This is a genomic window from Flavobacterium sp. IC2-16 (assembly GCF_055521455.1).
The window spans coordinates 719332-738556 of the sequence record NZ_CM145480.1 but is presented as its reverse complement, the minus strand read 5'-3'; the positions used below and the strand labels follow the sequence as shown (position 1 = coordinate 738556).

Annotated in this window: 12 protein-coding genes; 7 read left to right on the top strand and 5 right to left on the bottom strand. The window is 35.7% G+C overall.

Features of this window, described 5'->3' with window-relative positions; all coding sequences use genetic code 11:
• Positions 1-92: 92 nt before the first annotated feature.
• Positions 93-5324 (bottom strand): GEVED domain-containing protein, encoded by a 5232-nt coding sequence (locus ACZ1JT_RS03295; protein ID WP_465094739.1) that lies wholly within the window; start codon positions 5322-5324, stop codon positions 93-95.
• A gap of 536 nt (positions 5325-5860) precedes the next feature.
• Here ACZ1JT_RS03295 and ACZ1JT_RS03290 point away from each other — a divergent pair.
• From ACZ1JT_RS03290 to hemL, 4 genes are all read left to right on the top strand, one after another.
• Positions 5861-7789, top strand: coding sequence for a T9SS type A sorting domain-containing protein (locus tag ACZ1JT_RS03290; protein ID WP_465094738.1), 1929 nt, complete (start codon positions 5861-5863; stop codon positions 7787-7789).
• Positions 7790-7876: 87 nt separating this feature from the next.
• The gene (locus tag ACZ1JT_RS03285) at positions 7877-8785 is read left to right on the top strand and encodes a 1-aminocyclopropane-1-carboxylate deaminase/D-cysteine desulfhydrase (RefSeq protein WP_465094737.1); all 909 of its coding nucleotides are present in this window, start codon (positions 7877-7879) and stop codon (positions 8783-8785) included.
• 79 nt (positions 8786-8864) lie between these two features.
• The gene (locus ACZ1JT_RS03280; protein WP_465094736.1) at positions 8865-9635 is read left to right on the top strand and encodes a glucosaminidase domain-containing protein; all 771 of its coding nucleotides are present in this window, start codon (positions 8865-8867) and stop codon (positions 9633-9635) included.
• A complete protein-coding gene (gene hemL / locus ACZ1JT_RS03275) occupies positions 9635-10921 on the top strand; it encodes a glutamate-1-semialdehyde 2,1-aminomutase (protein WP_465094735.1) in 1287 nt (428 codons plus the stop codon). Before ACZ1JT_RS03280 ends, hemL begins: the two co-directional genes overlap by 1 nt.
• Before the next feature lie 48 nt (positions 10922-10969).
• Here the strand turns inward: hemL and ACZ1JT_RS03270 are convergent, their stop codons facing one another.
• The 3 genes from ACZ1JT_RS03270 to lysS all read right to left on the bottom strand — a co-directional run bounded on the left by ACZ1JT_RS03270 (position 10970) and on the right by lysS (position 13653).
• Positions 10970-11326, bottom strand: a complete 357-nt coding sequence (locus tag ACZ1JT_RS03270) for a hypothetical protein (RefSeq protein ID WP_465094734.1) — start codon at positions 11324-11326, stop codon at positions 10970-10972.
• A gap of 82 nt (positions 11327-11408) precedes the next feature.
• Complete coding sequence (locus ACZ1JT_RS03265) at positions 11409-11840, bottom strand: hypothetical protein (protein ID WP_465094733.1); 432 nt, start codon at positions 11838-11840, stop codon at positions 11409-11411.
• A gap of 109 nt (positions 11841-11949) precedes the next feature.
• Positions 11950-13653 (bottom strand): lysine--tRNA ligase, encoded by a 1704-nt coding sequence (gene lysS / locus ACZ1JT_RS03260; protein ID WP_465094732.1) that lies wholly within the window; start codon positions 13651-13653, stop codon positions 11950-11952.
• A gap of 201 nt (positions 13654-13854) precedes the next feature.
• Between lysS and ACZ1JT_RS03255 the strand changes: the two genes are divergently transcribed.
• Together ACZ1JT_RS03255 and lipB are read left to right on the top strand one after the other, a co-directional pair.
• Positions 13855-14595 (top strand): hypothetical protein, encoded by a 741-nt coding sequence (locus tag ACZ1JT_RS03255; protein ID WP_465094731.1) that lies wholly within the window; start codon positions 13855-13857, stop codon positions 14593-14595.
• Between the two features lie 14 nt (positions 14596-14609).
• Positions 14610-15305, top strand: coding sequence for a lipoyl(octanoyl) transferase LipB (gene lipB / locus ACZ1JT_RS03250; protein ID WP_465094730.1), 696 nt, complete (start codon positions 14610-14612; stop codon positions 15303-15305).
• 29 nt (positions 15306-15334) lie between these two features.
• Here the strand turns inward: lipB and ACZ1JT_RS03245 are convergent, their stop codons facing one another.
• Positions 15335-15934 carry a ribonuclease HII gene (locus tag ACZ1JT_RS03245; RefSeq protein ID WP_465094729.1) on the bottom strand — a complete coding sequence of 200 codons (600 nt, stop codon included), beginning with the start codon at positions 15932-15934 and terminating at the stop codon, positions 15335-15337.
• A 201-nt stretch (positions 15935-16135) separates the two neighbouring features.
• On the opposite strand from ACZ1JT_RS03245, the gene ACZ1JT_RS03240 reads away from it, so the two are divergent.
• Positions 16136-19216, top strand: a complete 3081-nt coding sequence (locus ACZ1JT_RS03240; protein ID WP_465094728.1) for a SusC/RagA family TonB-linked outer membrane protein — start codon at positions 16136-16138, stop codon at positions 19214-19216.
• Positions 19217-19225 lie beyond the last annotated feature (9 nt).

Genomic DNA, 19225 nt, shown 5'->3' with positions numbered 1-19225 from the left:
TGATATTTTTTTAGATATTGGTATTCTTGATTTTGATAAATAAAAAAGGCTTCGAGTATTCGAAGCCTTTTTTATTCTTAATATTATCTGTTTTAGAAGATAACTTTTTTGCTGATTTGAGTTCCGTTTTCTAACGTTACTTTTACAATTAAAGTAGTTTGTGTCGGACTTAAAGTTGATGCTGTAAATTCATTTGCATTAACCTTAGTTTTGTTTAGTAATAATTTACCTAAGATATCATAAACTACAATCTCTTTTATTGGTTCAGTAGATTTTACATTTAGGTGTTCGTTAGTGTAAACTACAACTGAGTTTTCTAGAGCAGTAACATCGTGAGTACTTAAGGTGTTATTAGTATAACGTAATACAAATCGATTGTCGAAAGTTCCTGCATCAGATGTAAACTGATATGGTGCAGTTTTTAAATCGTGAGAAACATTTAATAATTGATCTTCTAAATAAATGTTTTCACTATTAAATTCGTTATCAAAATGGTCAATACCAATAGTATACGTTCCAGCATTATTAGCTTTGAATCCAAGATCAACTTTGTCTTCTTGGTCGAAAGGCCATGTTCTGGTTTGGATAGTTAATTTTTTGTCAGCACCTAATGAATAGAAGCGAACGGCATTTCCAGCTAAAGCTTCACCGTCCCAGCCACGATCCCATCCCATTGAGGCTCCTTCTGCATAACCAACTAATATTTGACTGAATCCACCATTATTGTTAGAAAGGTTTAACCAAAGACGTTGTTGTGCAATACCATTAGTATCTCTGTTTTCGTTGTTGGCATTTCTCAAGAACGTATTATTGTTGTTGGTTACACGCATGCTATTTTTAAAAGTAACATTTTGTGTTGTTCCATTCGGCATAGCATCGTCAGCGCTAATAAAGAAAGACTGACCCGCTGCAATGTATGTTGTTGGTGTAACACCTCCAGTTGCAGCCGTTGTAACTGAACCAGCTAAATTAACAGTAGCATAATCACTGATTGTATAATTTGCTTGGTAATTTCCATAGAATGGATCCACAGTTGCAGATGATGGAGGTGTATTGTGTGTCCAAAGATATACAGTTCCATCGATAACTGGAACGTTAGCAGGATCATTTAAGAAACTTACAATATTTACAGCTGAAGGGTATGGGTTACCAATTAGGTTCCATTCGTCGTCTGCATCAGTAACTACAGTGGAACCACCACTAGGAGTTGTACTGCCGATATTGGCATTTGTTCCTTTTGAAATAGGCATTACTACATCACCATTATTTGGCGTTCCAACAAAAGTTGTTGTAAATGTTTGTTTAGCACCTGTTGTAGGGAAAGTACTTGGTGCTCTTGCAATGATACCAAAAGTTGGATTCATAGCTGTTCCGGTAGATACTTGACTCCAAATACCATTTCCTCCTGCTTGAGTTGGAGTATATCTGTAAATTAAAGTCGTTCCAGATGTTAAATTACCCACTGCAAAATTAGAAGCAGCGCTTACTGGTGAATTCCAATAGGTGTAATCTAAACGATACATAGGCTGTGAAGTACGTTCGTAACGAATAATTCCAGTATTTGCAGCATTGTTAATTTGTACCAAACTAGCTGTGTTTCTAATATTGAAAACACCACCTGCATTAACATCTAGCCAATCTGTAATGATTAGATTGTTTGCACTTTGTAATTCTAAATTACCTGTTGATTTTACAGTAACATTTTTACCATAGGCATTGTAACCAGCTCCTGAAATGATTGAATTTGCAGGGATAATTACACAGTTACTTGAAGTTGGTACTCCAACTGGAGACCAGTTATTGGCATTGTTCCAGTTAGTATCAACAGTCCCTTTCCAAACTTTTGAACTATTTGTTACTGTGATAGGTGTACTTGCTGCACAACCATTTGATAGTATAGCACTTGCAGTAAACGTATAGCTTCCTTGTTCTAATTGAGCTAATGTTGGTTTAACATATACTGTTACTGCTGGTGTTCCAGCAACATAAGGAACAGTACAAGCTGCATCGCTATAAGCATCAGGCAAAGATGCACCACTCCAGTTGAAAGCGGTATTTAGAGGCTTATCACCATACAATTTTACGTTATCAACTGCAATACCGTTACACCATTCTCCATAATAACGTACTCTAATTCTTAAGTTAGTTTGGTTTAAATAACCATTAAGACTAAAAGTAAGGTTTTGGAATCTTGTTCCTATAGCAACGTCTGCAGTATAGGTTTGTAATGCTGTCCATGTAGTACCACCGTTAGTAGATACATCAACAGTTGCGTAATCAAGAGTTGTATTTGTTCCATCTACATAGTAACGATCGTAATAGATGTCAAAATTCAACGTTAAGTTTAAGAATGAAGTTGAGTTTAATACTGGCGAAACTAATGCATTATGGATTTTATATGCACCTAAATCGGAATTTGCCATTACAAATTTGTTAGGTCCAAAACCTGATGAAATTGCCGGGAACCATACTTGGCCAGGAGGGTTAGTAGGTACATAAGTACTTGTTCTACTTTGCCAAGCTGCATTAGCATTAACAGTTGCTCCGTTATTGATGTAATTGGCGTTAACAAAAGCACCCATGCCTCCTTCAAAATTCTCATTTATAAGGTACACTTGTTCAGTATCACCAGTTGCTGTAAGAGAAATCACAACATTTTCTCCACAAACTTCAGGAGAAGCAGGCGTAAACGCTAATGTTGGAATTGGGTTAACTGTTGCAGTTACTTTAGTTCTAACAAGTGATTCACAAACTCCATTAAAAGCAGTTACATAATAATTTGTAGTTGAACTTAAAGAAGGAGTTGTCCAGTTTCCTGTAGCTGTAGTTGCAAGCAATGATCCACCAGTTAAAGCGCTATACCATTTGTATTGGATTACGCCAACAGAACCAGTAGCTGCTAAATTTACAGGTCCGTTTCCACAAGTTTGCCCGTTAGTTACACTTGTTATGGTTGCTGAACAGCTTGATACAACTGTGAAAAGATAATCTTCAGTTTCACCATACCATGCTAAGTTTTCACACTCGTTGAAAGTATAGTTGCCGTTTCCATCTTTATTGATTCTTACACGTACTCTGTAATTTCCAACTGGTTGTGCTGCAGGAATAACAAATCCAAAAGTAGTTTGGTATTGTGCAACAGGTCCCGATGTATAAACGGCTTCATTGGCATCTTGGAAATCACCATCTTTATTCCAATCTACCCAAGCTTTAATGTATCCACGATTCACAGCCTGAACGGAGATATTTACACCTTCTCCTTGTGCTTGAACAGCTAAAGAAGCTAAGCCTGAAAAATCTTGGTACCCTCTTGGTGAAGAAGAATATGTTGAGTTGTTAGATGTGTCGTTTAATGTTCCGATAAATGAAACGTTATTGAAATAAGTTAATGTTTCATATCCAGCAGAAACAGAAGGTGTACAGTAGTTGGCTACCAACGTTGTAGTGCTTCCTGTTAACGGTGAACTAGTAAGGTATAGTGGGCCTCCAGTACAAGCAGCATTAAAAGAAAACACATGAATATAATACAACGTTAAAGGCGTTAATCCAGTTGCAGTAAATGTGTTGTTGTTATCATTATCAACTACAGTATTTCCTAATCCAATTGTACTTCCTATGGCGTATGTTGTGCCGTTTACTGGAGTTGGTGCAATAGGTGAATTACTAATAACAACTAAATAGTTATCTGCTGCAGGTACCGCTGCAGTAAACGAGCCTGATATTGTACTGCCAGTTGGGGTTAAATTTATAGCAGTTGGTTGAGCTGTAGGAGCAACACATGGGGCGGGATCAACTAAATTAATGGTATATCCCTCCGTTTCACCGTATGTTCCAGCCATTGTACAACTCATTGTTGATGCTACAGTAATGTTATAAGCATAACGAACTCTCATTCGGGTAGCGCCTGAAGCAGCTCCAATTGGAATTGGAATTGAAATTGTTGTAGTTGTATTGGGTGCAATAGCATTCCCAACTAAGAAAAATTCCCCTGCATCAGTAAACACACCATTTTGGTTAAAATCAATCCAAACACCAGCGCCATGAGTTCCAGTACCAGCTCCAACGGTTAAACTGAAATTGTAAGCAGAACCTTTTAAAACAGATGTAGTTTGAGCTCCTGATGCTGGATAGTTAGTATACCCTCCAGCACTACAGGTTGATGAGTTGTTTAAAGTGTTGAACGTAACATTTGAAATGTAATCGTTTAGTGTACAATTCAAGTTACCAGTTGGTGTACAATATACTAAACAGGCAGGTCCAATAGGTGAAGTAATGATTACATCATCACTGGTTGTTCCGCAACCACCATTGTTTATTGTCCAACGTAAAGTAACTGGAGTTCCAGGTACAATTCCTGTAATTCCAGATGTAGGTGAGTTTGGAGTTGTTATTGTAGCAGTTCCAGAAACAACAGACCATGTTCCAGTTGTGTTCGATGGAACCGCACTACCAGCTAAAGTTGCTGTTGTTGAACATGCAACTAGAGTTTGGTCAGGACCAGCATTAACAGTTAAACTCGGACACGTATAAGTAATTATCATATATCCTCCAGCTCCGTCTAAACCATTAGTTGATTTTGTTGATCCACCAGCACCTCCACCATAGTTTAAACCAGCAATACCAGCTCCACTATTTCCTAGCTGTCCGTCACCACCGGCTCCTGCGTTACCGCCACCACCAGCACCACCAGTTGCAATGGTTCCATTTGCACCATTGCCTGTAGGTCCACCGCATCCGCCACCGCCACCGGCACCAGATCCATTTGATCCAGCAGCACCAGATCCTCCATTTCGAGTAACATTACCAGATCCTCCTCCAGCAACGCTTCCTGATCCGTTTGATCCTCCAGCAAATCCGTTTGCGTGACTTTTACCTCCTTTACCACCTGTAGCAGTAATGGTAACCACTCCAAAAGTAGCTGTAGTGTTGGTTCCGTCTTGACCATCTTGAGCTGTTGTTCCAGCAGCACCTCCAGCACCAATAGTTATGGTATATGATGTTCCAGGTACTACGGTTATGGTAGATTTTGCATATCCACCTCCACCTCCACCTCCGGAGCCGTATTTGTTAGTTCCTCCTCCGCGTCCACTACCACCACCTGCTCCATATGCTTCTACATTTATAGAAGTTACGCCGTTAGGACATACCCATGTACCAGATGTTGTGTAAGTTGATGTTTGTGAAAACGCTGTGTTTCCAATTAACATTAGTAGTAAAAAAGAAAAAAACTGCACAAGACTTTTTAAATTTTCTCTTTCAAAATTTTTCTTAACCAAAACTTGCGTTTTTGTTAAATAATTTGAGTATTTGTAGTTTTTCTTCATAAAAAATATAGATGTTGGGTTATAAAACGATATGCATTTAACAAATTTATGAAAAAAAATGATAGCTTTTTGTGTAGGGTTGCGTCAATTTCTATTGTATGGTTTTTTAAAAAATAAAATATTTGATTTTTCATGTATTAATTTTGGTTTTTTTGTTATTGCATCTGGTTCGTTTTGTCTTGTTTTTTTGCACTTTATCGATTTGTTCGACTTGTAATTTTCTATTTAGATTTTAAGTTCTTATTTTTGCTAAAATTGTCATTATGTAACATTTTTAATGAAATTAACACATAAAAATAACAAAAAATGAAGCTTTTTTCTTTCAAAAAAGAATGATTTCAAATAAGAAAAAGAGTATTTTTTTATAGTTTTTAATTGTGGTTGCATCTTAAGATTAAAATTTAGTATAAAAAAAACAGGTTAGGGATAATGGGTTGATAATTAGGGATAAAAAAATCAACTTTTACTTTTTTTTAACATTTATTTTTTATATTTTTGAAAATACCAAACTGGAATAAACTTAAACAAGTATGCCTATGAGATCAAAAGTACTAAAAGGAACATTGTTGCTGGCGGTGGCAATGTTTAGTCATGAATCGGCTTTCGCTCAAATGTATGTGAGTCCTAATACTTATGTGTATGTGAATAATGAGCAGGTTTTTGTCAAGGGAGATTTAGAGCTTAATGCGGCGACAAGTAATTTCTATTTAAGAAATGAGGGGCAATTGCTTCAAGGAACTGCTGGTGCTGGTGTTAATAAAGGGGTTGGTGCTCTTTCTGCTTATCAGGAAGGGACATCTAATAACTTCGGTTATAATTATTGGTGTTCGCCGGTAGGTGTTCCTGCGGCTGGAGCTGGAAACAATGCTTTTGGGATTGGTCAGCTTAAAAGGCCTTCAGGATTAACTAGCTTTGGAGGTGAGTCAATTACGGGTAGTTTAGATGGATCTTCAACTAATTCTACTTTAGCTATCTCTAGTCGTTGGATATACAAGTATATAACTTCTAATATATATGCTAACTGGGTTTTTGTAGGTTCGGCTAATACTATTAATGCTGGAGAAGGATTTACTATGAAAGGTGTGAGTGGTTCTGATGCTACAACGGTTTTAGGAGTACAAAATAATCCTGGTAATAATCAACGTTACGATTTTAGAGGAAAGCCTAATGATGGGACAATTAATATAGCGGTTGGTAATACTGCTGGACCTGATTATCCTAATCAAACGTTAACTGGAAATCCATATCCATCTGCTATTAACTTGAATGCGTTTTTGTTAGAGAATAGTGGTTATACAATTAATTACCTTACTGGTGCGGTTTCTATAGGTGGTCCAACTAATGTTATTAATGGGAATGCTTATTTCTGGGAGCATAGAAAACCAGCAACATCTCATGTGTTAACAGAGTATGTAGGAGGGTATGGTGTTTATACTCCAAACGGTGCTAATATTGGGACTCCTGGAACTTATGTTGCTGCTACTTGGAATACATATAATGTAGATGGTACTCCTAATACAAATGGAGCTAGTGCTGCGACTACTTATAAAAGACAATTTACGCCTATTGGTCAAGGATTTATGATTAGAGGTAGTGTAGTGTCAGGTAACGCACAAATGAAAAATATTTATCGTGTTTTTGTTAAAGAAGGAGTTGCGAATAATTCACAATTTGAAAGAAATTCAAATGCTTCATTTAATGGTGGTGGTTCTAATGAAGATACTTGGGAAGATATTCCTAACGTAGCTGGAACAGATTATTCTCAAATTTCTAGATTGCCTGTTCCTCAATTTAAAATTCACACAGTTTTAAATAACCAATACACTAGAGAAACTGCTTTGGCTTTCAATCCAATTGCAACAGATGGTGTGGATAGCGCGTTTGATGGTGTTGCGCCTGATGCAAACTTACCAATGGATGTTTATTTTCCAATGAATAATAAACAATATGTAATTTCAACTTTGCCATTTGATATGGATAAACACATTCCGATTGCATTCAAATCGAATGCGGATGTGTCTTTCAAAATGACAGTAGGTGAATTGTTAAACTTTGATCTTGCTGAGAATATTTATATACACGATAAAAAAACAGATGTGTATTATGATATTAAAAACAATTTCTTTGAAATATCTTTACCAGCGGGTGTTGTTGATGATAGATTTGAAGTAACTTTTAGAGATGGCAAAATGTTGAATACAGAAAATGCTACTGCTATGAATGATCTTCAAGTATATCAAGATAATACAGGACATCAGTTAACTATCAATAATCCTACACAATTAGATTTGAAATCATGTGAAGTATATGATATTACTGGAAAAATGGTATTGTCTAAAAAACAATTAGGAAGCGATTCTTCTTATGAATTGTCTACAACATCATTAAGTGATGGCGTTTATATAGTTCGTTTGAATGCGTCTGGTAACCAACAATTTGGTAAAAAAGTTATTGTTAAAAACTAATATAGTTTAGAATTATATAAAAAGTGCAATCATTATGGTTGCACTTTTTTTTTGATGTCAATCGGCTATAATAGTTATTTTTGTGTCATGAATGCTTTAATTCAACAGATTCCTTTGTGTTTTGAAAGTACAAATTTGCTCTACATTAAAAGGGAAGATTTGTTGCATCCCATGATTTCGGGGAATAAGTTTAGAAAACTAAAATATAATATTCAAGAAGCAAGAAAATTAGCTTGTCCTGGTTTAATTACTTTTGGAGGTGCATTTTCTAATCATATTGCGGCTACGGCAGCTGCAGGAAAAGAATATGGTTTCAAAACTATTGGAATTATTCGTGGGGATGAATTAAAACTGACTTGGAGTCAGAATCCAACATTATGTTTTGCGAAATCTTGTGGTATGGATTTTGAATTTGTTTCACGCGAAGAATATCAAAATAAAACATCGGATTGTTTTTTAGATTTTTTGAAGAAAAAATATCCAAATTATTACATACTACCCGAGGGAGGAACAAATTTGTTGGCCATTCGTGGATGTGAAGAGATTCTTGACGATGAAGATAATTATTTTGATTTTGTTTGTACTCCAGTTGGAACTGGCGGTACAATTGCTGGTTTGATTAATTCGAGCAAGGATAGTCAGGAAATAATTGGTTTTCCAGCTTTAAAAGGTTCGTTTTTATTTGATGATATTTGTAGCTTTGCAATTAAGAAGAATTGGCGTTTGGTTGAAGAATATCATTTTGGTGGTTATGGTAAAATAAATGAAGAACTTGTTCGTTTTTTAAATGAATTTTATGCACAAACACAAATTCCATTAGATCCTATATATACGGGTAAAATGATGTTTGGTGTTTTGGATTTGATACAAAAAGAATATTTCCCGAAAGACGCTTCAATTCTATGTATTCATACCGGAGGTTTACAGGGAATAGAAGGGATGAATCAAGTTTTAGAAAAAAAGAGAATGTCTTTAATTGAATATAATTATGATTAAAAAAGTTGCAATACTATTACTATTTGTTTTTATGTACAGTTGTGGCTCGACTTCAAAAGTTAGAACAACATCACGTACGGTGAAGCAACCTGTTAGAACCGTTAAAAAACCTGTTGTACATACTAAAACTGTTAAGTCTGAAAATAAAACATCTACTAAGGAAAATTCAACAACTGAAGTTCTTGAAGCGACGTCTAAAGTAGGTGTTACTTCGGAAACGGTTAAAAATTATATTGACCAATTTAAAGATGTCGCTAAAGAAAATATGCGCCAGCATGGCATTCCATCTAGTATTATCATGGCGCAAGGGATTTTAGAATCTGGTTCAGGAACTGGAGTATTGTGTGTCAAAGCTAATAATCATTTTGGGATAAAATGTCATACTGGTTGGACTGGTGATTCGGTGTTTCATGATGATGACGCTGCTCAAGAATGTTTCCGTAAATATGAACATGCATCTGAGTCGTATCGTGATCATTCATTGTTTCTTACTTCTCGAAGTCGTTATGCGTCTCTTTTTAAATTAGAAAAAGGTGATTATGTGGGATGGGCTAAAGGTTTGCGGGCTGCAGGATACGCTACAGATCCAAAATATCCTGATAAATTAATCAGTTTGATTGAACGCTATGAATTGTATAAGTTAGATGAAGAAGTTATAGGAGGGAGTTATCAGCCTATAGCTAAACAATCTGAAATTTCTCTAGATGATAAATCTTACAGAGTCTCTCAAGGTGATACACTGTATTCAATTTCAAGAAAATATAATTTGTCTGTAGATGAATTGATGCAACTCAATAATCTTTCAAATAATGCAATTTCAATAGGACAGATTTTAAAAATTAAATCATAATGTTATATCAAAGAAGCAGTCAACTTTTTGTTGAAGCTGCAAAAGTAATTCCTGGTGGAGTAAATTCACCAGTTAGAGCTTTTAAAGCAGTAGGAGGTACACCAGTTTTTGTTAAAGAAGCGAAAGGACCTTATTTGTATGATGAAGACGGAAACCGTTTAATCGATTATATCAATTCATGGGGGCCAATGTTGTTGGGGCATGCTTTCGAACCGGTTGTTTCTGCAATAATTGAAAAAGCTAAAAAAGGTACTTCCTTTGGAATGCCAACCGAATTGGAAACTACAATTGCAGAACTCGCAGTTGCAATGGTTCCTAACATCGATAAAATACGTTTTGTTAATTCGGGTACAGAAGCTTGTATGAGTGCAGTTCGTTTAGCGAGAGGATATACCAAAAAAGATAAAATAATTAAATTTTCGGGTTGTTATCATGGGCATTCCGATTCGTTTTTGATTGCCGCAGGAAGTGGTTTGAGTACCTTCGGTGTGCCTAACAGTCCCGGAGTTACTGTAGGTACTGCCAAAGATACTTTGTTGGCGCGCTACAATGATTTGGAAAATGTACGCCAGTTGTTTGAAGCTAACAAAGGTGAAATAGCGGCTATTATAATTGAACCCGTAGCCGGTAATATGGGTTGTGTTCCTCCAAAAGAAGGTTTTTTAGAAGGTTTACGGGCTTTATGTGATGCAAATGACACATTACTCATCTTTGATGAAGTTATGACGGGATTTCGTTTGGCAAAAGGTGGCGCTCAAGAACTTTTTAGAATTAAAGCAGATATTGCTTGTTTTGGAAAAGTGATTGGTGGTGGTTTGCCTGTTGGAGCTTTTGCGGCTCGTAATGAGATTATGAATTATTTAGCTCCACTAGGGCCTGTATATCAAGCGGGAACCTTGTCTGGTAATCCATTAGCAATGGCTGCTGGTTTAGCCATGTTACAAGAAATTAATTCGGATGCTGAGTTATTTGAGCGATTGGAAAGTAAAACGGCCTATTTGGAAAAAGGAATTCGAGAAAAACTGGACGCAAACGGAATAGTATATACTATCAATAGGGTTGGTTCTATGATTTCAGTTCATTTTGATGCAAATCCAGTTTATGATTTTCAAACTGCTTCAAATGGTGATAACGATACATTTAAGAAGTTTTTCCACGGTTTGCTTCATGAAGGAGTCTATATTGCTCCTTCGGCTTATGAAACGTGGTTTATTACTGATGCTCTTTCGTACGAAGACCTTGATTTTACTATTCAGGCGATAGACAGAGTCGCAAAAAGTTTATAAATAAAAAAACCACCAATTTGGTGGTTTTTTTATTTATGTAAAATGTTGTTATTTCTTTCTGCTTGTTGCAGTTGTCGAAGCTCCTGTTAATTGGTTGAAAACAGTTTTGTTTTTTTCTAAAACTGCCATTTGCTCAGGTTTGAAAGAAGCTCTTAATTTTGCTTCAATAACAGCAACAACATCTCTTTTTGATGCTTCTGTAGCGCCTTCAGCTAATAAGCCTTCATGTTTTTTCATAAATAAATTATAAAAAGGCTTTTGCATATTGTCGTCAACTTTAACAACACTCATAAGTGCTTCAAGGTCTTTTTTCGCGTTTAGTTCAATTTGACTTCTGTTGTCTTGTGCATTAGCGCCCGCAGAAAAAGCAAGTAGCATTACAAAAAGAGTAAATATTTTTTTCATAATTAATTTGAAATTTAGGTGTTAAAGGTTTCAAATCTAATTAAAAAAGCATTAAAACCCAAATTTCATTTTGATAATAACATTATTCTTCAGATTTGTTAGGCATCATTTTTCTTTTGCCTTTTGCTTGTTCCATTCTCTGAACTTTCGTAGCACTCCATTTTTCCATTTGTTTTTCAGAAAGGATTTTTTTCATTTCGGCTTTAAAAGCGATTTGGTCATCGATCATTTGACTTCTTTTTGCAAAGCGCTCGTCTTTTGATAGCTCTTTTTTAGCCTCCATCATTTTTTTATGTTCTTCTCTTTTGGCTTCAATCTTTTTATTTTGTGTTAAAAGAAGTGCTTTAACATCTTTCTGTTGTTTTTCGTTCAAGTCCAAATCCAATGTCATTTTCTTTACTTGAAGTTCGGTTCTCTGTTCAACAGTTAATTCATCGCGTTGCATTTTTTTGTCTTGTGCGATAGCGGTTAATCCAAACAAGGATAATACAGTTACTACAATTGCATTTTTCATGATATTTATTTTTTTTGAGTTATAGCTATTGGACATATTAAATTGAAAAAGGTTTAATTTGAAATAAAAAAGGATGTCAAACAGACATCCTTTTTAAATATATAATGAATTACATAGTAAGTTCTACTATTTTACTGTCGCCATTAACGGCAACTTTTGTTAAGCCATGTTGTGATAACGTTTTCATGGCTTTATCCCATTTTTTTCCGCTTAAAGCTGTTTGGGTTTTTAATGCTATTAATTCCATCGTGTTTTCATTTTTCTGTAAAAGTTCCACGATTAATTTTTCTTCAGCTTCCAATTCCAATTGCGGAGTTTTTTTCTCAGGGCGCATTTGCGGGAAGAATAATACTTCTTGAATCGATGGGTTGTTCGTTAAAAACATAATCAAACGATCCATTCCAATTCCTAAACCAGATGTTGGCGGCATACCGTATTCCAAAGCTCTTAAGAAATCTTCATCAATAATACCGTTAGCCTCGTCATCCCCTTTGGCAGCTAATGCCATTTGAGCTTCAAAACGTTCTCTTTGGTCAATCGGGTCGTTCAATTCAGAGTATGCATTTGCAATTTCTTTACCACAAACCATTAATTCAAAACGCTCTGTCAAATCCGGATTGTCACGGTGCGATTTACACAACGGCGACATTTCTTTTGGATAATCCGTAATGAAAGTTGGTTGGATGAAGTTCCCCTCGCATTTTTCGCCAAAAATCTCATCAATCAATTTTCCTTTACCCATGGTTTCGTTTACTTCGATACCCATGCCTTTTGCTGCTTCAAACAATTCAGCTTCCGATTTTCCGGTAATGTCAAAACCAGTAAATTGTTTAATGGCATCGGTCATGGTAACTCGAGCATACGGTGCTTTGAAGTTTACTTTGTGTTCGCCAAAAGTAGCTTCGGTAGTCCCATTAACCTGAGTAGCGCAATATTCCAAAAGGTTTTCGGTAAATTCCATCATCCAGTTGTAATCTTTGTAGGCTACATAAATTTCCATTGCGGTAAATTCTGGATTGTGGGTGCGGTCCATTCCTTCGTTACGGAAGTTTTTCGAAAACTCATATACCCCGTCAAAACCACCAACAATTAATCTTTTTAAGTACAATTCGTTTGCAATTCGCATATACAATGGAATGTCTAAACTGTTGTGATGTGTAATGAAAGGACGTGCTGCCGCTCCACCAGGAATTGACTGTAAAACCGGAGTTTCTACTTCCATGTAGCCCGCGTTGTTGAAAAAGGTTCTCATGGCTGTAAACAACTTGGTGCGTTTCATGAAAACATCTTTAACATGTGGGTTTACCACCAAATCCACGTAACGCATACGGTAACGCAATTCTGGATCTACAAATTCATCGTAGGTTTTTCCTTCAGCATCGGTTTTGGGTAACGGTAACGGGCGTAAGGTTTTGCTTAAAAAAGTAAAGCCAGTTACACGAATACATTTTGCTCCAACTTGCGTCGTGAACAGTTCACCTTCCACACCAATAAAATCACCTAAGTCGGTTAATTTTTTAAAAACGGTATTGTATAAGGTTTTGTCTTCGCCTTCACAAATCACATCGCGGTTAAAATACGCCTGAATTCGGCCTTCGCTGTCCTGAAGTTCTACAAAGGAGGCTTTACCTTGATCGCGAACACTCATTAAGCGTCCAGCTACTATAACTTTCTTTCCTTCTTCAAAAGCGTCCTTTATCTGCTTCGACGTGTGGTTAACGGGAAACAAATTTGCTGGATACGGATTGATGCCAAGCTCTCTCAACTTGCTCAATTTCTCTCTTCTGATGATTTCTTGTTCTGAAAGTTGCATATAGTATTGATTTTTAAGGCTGCAAAGATACTGTTTAAGTTCCAAACTTACAAAGTCGAGAAATGGTAAAGTTGTTTTGGTTTTGAAGCGTAAAAGTTAGTTTTTTTTGGATTCCGTTTTCCTGCTGTACGCGCTACATGGTAGCTTGCTTCCATCAGGGCTATTCGGAAACTATTTTGTACTTTTGGGAAAACTTTTAAAATGAAATTATTTAAAGGAATTGCATTGGTGCTTTTTGCAACACTATTTGTTGGTTGCAATTTTACGGAAAACATTTATATCAATCCAGACGGTAGTGGTAAGATGTCATTTGATGTAGACGCATCAGCTTTGATGGAAATAGGAGGTGAGCAAATGAAAAAAGAGAAAACAGTAGATTCTACATTTACCTTTAAAACTTTTTTTGATGCTAAGAAAGATAGTATTGCTAAACTTTCAATCGATGAACAAGAGCGATTGAAAAAAATGGAAAACATGTCGGTTAATATTAAAATGAATCCCGATGAGCGCAAGTTTATGTTTTCGATTTTTACCAACTTTAAAAACACCAACGAATTGGTAGATATGATGGGAGCAATGCAAACGGTGAGCGATATGAAGAAAAAGAAAGAGGCTGAGCCTAATAACCCGTTTTCAAATCTGTCACAATCCAATACCGATTTAAAGTTTAGTTATGATGGGAAAACTTTTTCCAGAAAAGTTAAGGTTAAAGATGTTGCTTTACAAAAAACAATTTCTGATAGTTTAGGAAGTATGAAAGGAATGCTGGCGGCTTTCAATTATACAGTTAAATATCATTTTCCAAAAAAAGTAAAATCGGTTTCAAATAAAAAAGCTCTTTTTAGCGAAGATCGAAAAACAGTTACTATTGAGTATCCTTTTACAGACTATCTCGAAAATCCAGAATCGTTAAATTTCGAAGTGGTTTTGGATCGAAAATAATTTTAGTAATAAAAATGAATAAAAAAGTTCAGCTTCAAGATTTGGGGCAAAAAGACTATAAAGAAACTTGGGATTTTCAGGAAGAATTGTTTGCGGCTATTGTGGCGCAAAAAGTTGCTAAAAGAAATGATCCGGAAATTGTAACAGACAATCATTTTCTTTTTGTAGAGCATCCACATGTATATACGTTAGGGAAAAGTGGAGATTTGTCTAATCTGCTTTTAAATGAAAAACAGTTAGCCGAAAAGGGAGCCACCTTCTACAAAATTAATCGCGGGGGTGATATTACCTATCATGGTCCTGGGCAAATTGTGGGGTATCCTATATTGGATTTGGAAAATTTCTTTACGGATATTCATAAATATTTGCGGTTGCTGGAAGAGGCTATTATTCTGACTTTAGCAGAATATGGTTTGAAATGCGAACGAAGTGAAGGAGAAACAGGAGTTTGGCTAGGAGTAGGGACGCCATTTGCACGTAAGATATGCGCTATGGGTGTGCGTGCCTCGCGTTGGGTAACCATGCATGGTTTTGCGTTAAATGTTAATGCTGATTTGGGATATTTTGATAATATTATTCCCTGTGGCATACGAGGTAAGGCGGTTACTTCATTGCATGTCGAATTGGGTGTAGAAAAAGTAGATGAAGAAGAAGTAAAACAGAAAATACTAAATCATTTTGCATCTTTATTTGAAGCGGTAATAGTATAATAAAAAGGAAGTCAATTGACTTCCTTTTTTTATAACTCTAGGGTAAGTTGCTCGGGTAATAAACGAAACGACATTCTGTGGTATTTTGTTGTGCCGTATTTTTTTATAGCATCTCTGTGTTCTTGGGTAGGATAGCCTTTGTTTTTTTTCCAGTTGTACATAGGGAATTCTTCATGGATTTTATCCATATATTCATCTCGATACGTTTTGGCTAATACAGAAGCTGCTGCAATGCTTAAATATTTACTATCCCCTTTAATAATACAGCTATGAGGAATGTTTGCGATTGGTTTGAAACGGTTTCCGTCTACAATTAAAAATTCGGGCTTCGGGTCTAGATGAATAGCGCATTCCTGCATAGCTTTTATTGAGGCGTTAAGGATGTTAATTCGATCTATGATTTGAGGTTCGATATGTATTACTTTATAGGTGATAGCTTTCTCTTCTATAAAAGGTCTTAATTTTTCACGAACCTTTTCCGAAAGCTGTTTTGAATCGTTTAATAGGTCCAGTTCGAAATTTTGAGGTAAAATTAATGCGGCGGCTGTAACAGGTCCAGCTAGGCAGCCTCTTCCGGCTTCATCAGTTCCGGCTTCAAGAATATAATTCGAAAAATTAGATGATAGCATTGTTTAATTTTTTGGTAAAAATACAAAAGTTGGCGCAACCCTTTTAATACTTTTTAATCTTATAAATGAGTTTGTTGCGTTTTTTTATTTTTTTGTCTAATTTTTTTAACACATATAAAATAGTATAATTCTGTAGTATTATTTGGTTATTTAAGAAATTATTAAGAAGTTTGCGAAATAACTAACTCAAATAAATTTAATATGAGATCGAAGTTTAAATGGATTTTTGCGCTGCTATTGGCGTTTTCAATGCAGTTTTCCTTCGCACAAGAGAAAACTATTACTGGTACAGTTACTGAAGGTGGTCTGCCGTTACCAGGTGTAAGCGTTGTTGTAAAAGGTACAACTCGTGGAACACAATCAGACATGGATGGTAATTATTCCATCAAAGCAAAAACAGGGGAGACCTTGGTGTTTTCATTCATGGGAATGAAAGATCAAGCAATTGCTGTTGGAGCTGCAAACAAAATTAATGTAACTATGGCTGCTGAGACTACTGAGTTGACTGCTGTTGTTGTTACAGCGTTAGGTATCAAAAGAAAAACTGACGCAATGACTTCGTCAAATCAAGTGGTGAAAGCTCAGGAGCTTACACAGGCTTCTAACCCTAACGTAGTACAATCGTTGGCTGGTAAGGTATCTGGTTTGCAAATTAACACAACTAGTAATGGTGTTAATGGAGGTACACGTATTGTATTAAGAGGTAACCGTTCGATTTCAGGTAACAACCAAGCGTTAGTTGTAATCGATAATGTTATTTCATCTGCTACAGTTTTACAACAATTACCACCAGATGTTATTGAGTCTACGAACGTATTGAAAGGTGCTCAAGGAGCGGCTTTATATGGTCAAGATGGTGTGAACGGTGTAATTATCGTTACTACAAAAAAAGGTGCTAAAAGTGGTAAGTTGAATGTGAGTGTTAACTCTGCTATCGACTTTGAAACAGTTAACTATTTTCCTCAAAGACAGCAACGTTATGGTCAAGGATGGAATGGTGAGCACGTAACTTATGAGAATGGTGGTTGGGGGCCTGAGTTTGATGGGTCTATGCAGCCGACTGGTTTACCGCAAGCAGATGGATCATTTATTATGGCTCCATATTCTCCTATTAAAGATAATATTAAAGCTTTCTTCCAAACAGGTACAATTATGCAAAACGGTTTCAGTATCTCTGGTGGAGATATGGATTCTGGGTATGCTTTATTGTCTGCTAACAAAGTTAAGAGAGAGTTTGTTGTAGGTGGAGATGTATTAGATAGAACTAACTTTTTATTTAAAGGAGGGAAAAAATTCGGAAGATTCTCTGTAGAAGGTAATGCAAGTTATATTGCTCAAACTACTTCTCAAACAGATCCTGAATTGTACGGAGATTTATTACAAACGGCTACTAATATTCCAGTTGGTCAGTTTTCAAATCCAAACAATGCTACACACTGGACATATTATTACTTAAGCCCTTACTGGACGCAACAAAATGTTCGTTCTCAAGAAAAAAGAGATTATTTCAATGGTATTGCTACTTTAGGTTTTGAATTGAATAAACATATTAACTTTAGTTATGTGGCTAATATTCAAACTACTGGAACGCAAGGTATGTCATTTAATAATGGATATACTGATGTTATTCAGCCTGATGGTCCAAACACTAGCCAATCAGTTGTTTCGAATTTCTATTCAAACAGTTCAAATAATAGATATTTCTACGGAGATTTCTTGGTAAATTTTGATTATGATTTAACCAAAGATTTAAACTTAAAAGTTAACTTAGGTAACAACTTACAAGATAGTATGTTTAAAGTTGTTACTCAAGGGGGTACTAATTTAGATATTCCAGGATTCTACCATATCAACAACGTATTGAATCCAGATACTCCTTCTACTTTAGATAATAGAATTGTTCGTTCTAGAAAATTCTCTTTCTTTGGTCAAGCTGACTTAGGATATAAAGATTATTTATTCTTGAACTTAACTGGAAGAAATGACTGGAGTTCAGTATTGAACAAGTCTAATAATAATTTCTTCTATCCTTCAGCAGGTCTTTCATTTATTCCTACTAAAGCATTTGAAGGAATGAAAGGTAAAGTGTTGAATTATATGAAAATGTCTGCGAGTTACGTAAAAGTTGGTAACACTTCTGTTATTAGCCCTTATGGAATTAATGAAATTGGTGTTTCCCCAGTAGGTTATCCTTTTGGTGATTTGAACTCTTTCGTTACAAATACAGCGCAAACTTTCAAAAACATTAAGCCTGAGTTTATGACTACTATGGAGGCTGGTGTTAATTTTGGTTTCTTTGGAGATAGATTAACTTTAGATGCATCTTACTCTAACACAGATACTAAAGATTTGATTACAAGAGTAACGGCTTCTTCAGCTTCAGGTCTTTCTTCAAACTTGTTGAATATTGGTAAAATGAACACTAAAGCTTATGAGGTTGATTTAGGATTTACGCCTATTAAAACTGAGAACTTCAAATGGGAAGGTAGATTAAGCTACTATTCAGCTAAAGCTATTGTTAAGAAAGTATCTGACGATGCTAAAGAAATCAACTTACAATCAAATACTTTTGTTGGAATCTTCGCTACTGAAGGTGAACAATTCCCATTAATCAAAGGTACGGCTTATGTAAGAGATGATCAAGGTAGAGTTATTATTGATCCTTCAACAGGAAACCCAATGAGAACTTCAACATTCCAAAATTTAGGTCATGCTAACCCTGATTATATTTTAGGTTTAAACAATGCTTTTGAATACAAAGGAATTCGTTTAGTTGCAGTAATGGATTTCAGAACTGGAAACAAATTCTATTCTGAAGTTAAAAGAGAATTATCTTGGTCTGGTCACTTAGTGGAATCAGCTGAAAACGGAAGAACTGGATTTATTTTCCCTAACTCCGCTGTTGATTTAGATGGTGATGGTAATTACGAGGCTAATACTACTGTAATGACTGGTGGTACTACATATCAAGATTACTTAAACTACTTCTCTAACGAGTATTCAAGAACAGGTGAAAACTTTGTTTTAGATGGTACTGCTTTAAAAATTAGAGAGTTAGCGTTGAGCTATGCTTTACCTACAAAAATGATTGAAAGAGCTGGTTTAACTTCATTACGTTTTGGTGTAAATGCAAGAAATCCTTTCATTTTCTTACCTAAACAAAATAGAGGATATAGTGATCCTGAAACTGCTAATACTAGTGGAAATGCTCAAGGTATTGCTAACCAAGGTCAATACCCTGCTACAAGAACGTTAGGATTTAGTATGAACTTAACCTTTTAATTAAATTGA